Source organism: Streptomyces sp. NRRL S-495, assembly GCF_000966955.1.
GTDB lineage: Bacteria > Actinomycetota > Actinomycetes > Streptomycetales > Streptomycetaceae > Kitasatospora > Kitasatospora purpeofusca.
Genome location: NZ_JZWY01000251.1, coordinates 1 through 2,883, shown reverse-complemented (window position 1 = coordinate 2,883; position 2,883 = coordinate 1). Strand labels below are relative to the sequence as shown.

Genomic DNA, 2,883 nt, shown 5'->3' with positions numbered 1-2,883 from the left:
GCCCAGCCCCCGACCGCCCAGCCCTCCGCCACGCAACCCCCGACCGCCCTCCACGGCCCGGCCTTCGCCGCCGACCCGCAGACCGTCTACGAGCGGCTGCGCCGGCAGGGCCCGGTCGCCCCGGTGGAGATCGCACCCGGCGTCGAAGCCCTGCTGGTCACCGACTACCAGGCCGCGCTGGACCTGCTGCGCGACACCGACACCTACTCCAAGGACTCCCGGGCCTGGCAGCAGACCGTCCCCCCGGACTCCCCGCTGCTCCCGGTGCTCGGCTACCGGCCGACCGCGCTGTTCAGCGACGGCGAGACGCACGCCCGCTACCGGCAGGTGATCACCGACGGCCTCGCGCTGCTGGAACCGCACCTGCTGCAACGCCGGGTCGCCGAGGTCGCCCACCGGCTGATCGGCACCTTCGGGGCCACCGGCTCCGCCGACCTCATCGCCGACTACGCCCGCCGGCTGCCCGTCCACGTGGTCACCACCTGGTTCGGCGTGCCCGACGAGCACCGGGAGCGGCTGGTGGCCGGCATCGTCGGCATGATCGAGTCCACCCGGCAGGCGGTGACCGCGTACGCGGACCTCGTCGCCGTGGTCACCGCGATGGTCGCCGAGCGCCGCGAGCGCCCCCGGCACGACCTGACCTCGTGGTTCCTCACCCACCCGGCGGGGCTCGACAACGACGAGGTGGTCCGGCAGATCACCCTGACCATGATCGCCGGGAACGAGCCGACCACCAACCTCATCGGCAACGCCCTGCGCCGGCTGCTCACCGACGCCCGCTACGCCGGCTCGCTGTTCGGCGGCGCGATGACCGCGCACCAGGCGATCGACGAGGTGCTCTGGCACGAGCCGCCGCTGGCCAACCTCTCCGCCCACTACCCGCGCTGCGACACCGTCCTGCACGGCCGGGCGATCCCGGCCGGCTCGCTCGTCCTGGTCTCCTACGCCGCCGCCAACTCCGAGGCCGCCCCGCCGGCCGACAGCCCCGACACCGCCGGGCTGCGCAGCGGCGAATCGGCGCACCTGGCCTGGGCGGCCGGTCCGCACGCCTGCCCGGCCCGCGACCCGGCCCTGCTGATCGCGATCACCGCCGTCGAGCAACTGACCAGCCGGATCGGCGACCTCGAACTCGCCGAGCCCGCCGACACCCTGCGCTGGCGCCCCGGCCCCTTCCACCGCGCCCTGGTCCGCCTCCCGGTCCGCTTCACCCCGCTGGCCGAACAGCAGCGGACCGGACTCCAGCCGGCCGGGCTCTAGCGAACCGGACAGCAGTGGGCCGGACAGCAGTGGGCCCGGCACCCCGTCGGGGTACCGGGCCCACGCGGCCGTTCGCTGCTACTCCGCCGGCTTCAGCGTCAGCGAAACGCTGTTGATGCAATACCGCTGGTCGGTCGGCGTGCCGTAGCCCTCGCCCTCGAAGACGTGGCCCAGGTGGCCGCCGCAGCGGGCACAGCGGACCTCGACCCGGCGCATGCCGAGCGTGGTGTCCTCGATGTACTGGACGCGGTCGCCGGCGAGCGGCGCGTAGTAGGACGGCCAGCCGCAGTGGCTGTCGAACTTGGTCTCGGAGCTGAACAGCTCGGCCCCGCAGGCCCGGCAGCCGTAGACGCCGACGGTCTTGGTGTCGGTGTACTCGCCGGTGAACGGGCGTTCGGTGCCGGCCTCCCGGAGGACGTGGTACTCCTCCGGGGAGAGCTGCTCACGCCACTCGGCGTCGGTCTTCTCGATCTCGTAGCTCATGACGGCTCCAGGTCGGGGGACTCAGACGTTGGTGGAAACGTTCGCGAGGTGCTTGAGGATTTCCGGACCCAGGTTGGTGACGTCGCCCGCGCCCATGGTGAGCAGCAGGTCGCCCGGGCGGGCCAGGCCGGCCAGCAGGGCCGGGGCGGCGGCGAAGTCGTGCTCGGCGGTGACCTCGGCACCGGCCCGGCGGGCGGCGTCGAGGATCAGCTCGCTGGTGACACCGGGGATCGGGTCCTCGCGGGCCGGGTAGATGTCCAGCACCACGGAGGTGTCGGCGAGCGCCAGCGCGGCGCCCATCTCCTCGGCGAGCTGCTGGGTGCGGCTGAACAGGTGCGGCTGGAACACCACCAGCACCCGGCCCTCGGTGGCCTCCCGGATCGCCTCCAGGTCGGCGGTCATCTCGGTCGGGTGGTGGGCGTAGGAGTCGATCACCTGGACGCCGCCCGCCTCGCCCTTGAGCTGGAGCCGGCGGCGCACGCCGGTGTAGGCGCCGAGGGCCTTGGCCAGGTCCGCGGCCGGGACGCCCAGCGCGACGCCGGCGGCCAGCGCGGCGACCGCGTTGTGGGCGTAGTGCCGGCCGGGCACCGAGACGGTGAAGCCCAGCTCCTCGCCGTCCAGCAGCACGGTGACCTCGCTGGTCATGCCGCGCGGGACGACCGACAGCACCCGCAGGTCGGCGTCCTCGGCGGCGCCGACGGTGACCACGTTCAGGCCCTCGCGGCCGGCCACCCGGGCGGTCAGCTCGCGGGCGCCGTCGTGGTCGGCGGAGACCACCAGGGTGCCGCCGGGGGTGATCCGGGCGACGAAGGTCTCGAAGGACTCGTGGATCTCGTCGATCGAGGCGTAGTTGGCGTGGTGGTCCAGCTCCACGTTGAGCACGATCGCCACCTCGGGCGCGTACTTGTGGAAGCTGCGGTCGCTCTCGTCGGCCTCGGCGACGAAGATCTCGCCGGTGCCGTGGTGGGCGTTGGAACCGGGGGCGTCGAGGTCGCCGCCGATCGCGTAGGACGGGTCCAGGCCCAGTTCGCCGAGGGCGACGGCGAGCATGCTGGTGGTGGTGGTCTTGCCGTGGGTGCCGGCCACCGCCAGCGCCCGGCGGCCGCCCATCAGCGCCGCGAGCGCGTCGGAGCGGTGCACCAC

General features: G+C 73.8%; 3 protein-coding genes. 1 reads left to right on the top strand and 2 read right to left on the bottom strand.

Going from position 1 to position 2,883, the window contains the following annotated elements; translation table 11 throughout:
- A partial coding sequence (locus VR45_RS14580; RefSeq protein ID WP_045940169.1) for a cytochrome P450 occupies positions 1 to 1,257 on the top strand: 1,257 nt, incomplete at its 5' end.
- A 78-nt stretch (positions 1,258 to 1,335) separates the two neighbouring features.
- On the opposite strand, the gene msrB is transcribed toward VR45_RS14580, so the two are convergent.
- Both msrB and murC read right to left on the bottom strand, forming a co-directional pair.
- On the bottom strand, positions 1,336 to 1,740 hold the full coding sequence (gene msrB, locus VR45_RS14575; protein ID WP_045940168.1) for a peptide-methionine (R)-S-oxide reductase MsrB: 405 nt from the start codon (positions 1,738 to 1,740) through the stop codon (positions 1,336 to 1,338).
- A 21-nt stretch (positions 1,741 to 1,761) separates the two neighbouring features.
- The coding region (gene murC, locus VR45_RS14570; protein ID WP_045940167.1) for a UDP-N-acetylmuramate--L-alanine ligase at positions 1,762 to 2,883 on the bottom strand (1,122 nt) is incomplete at its 5' end.

Excerpts from the sequence above, each read along its gene's own strand:
- msrB (WP_045940168.1), bottom strand. The coding sequence starts at position 1,740 with ATGAGCTACGAGATCGAGAAGACCGACGCCGAGTGGCGTGAGCAGCTC.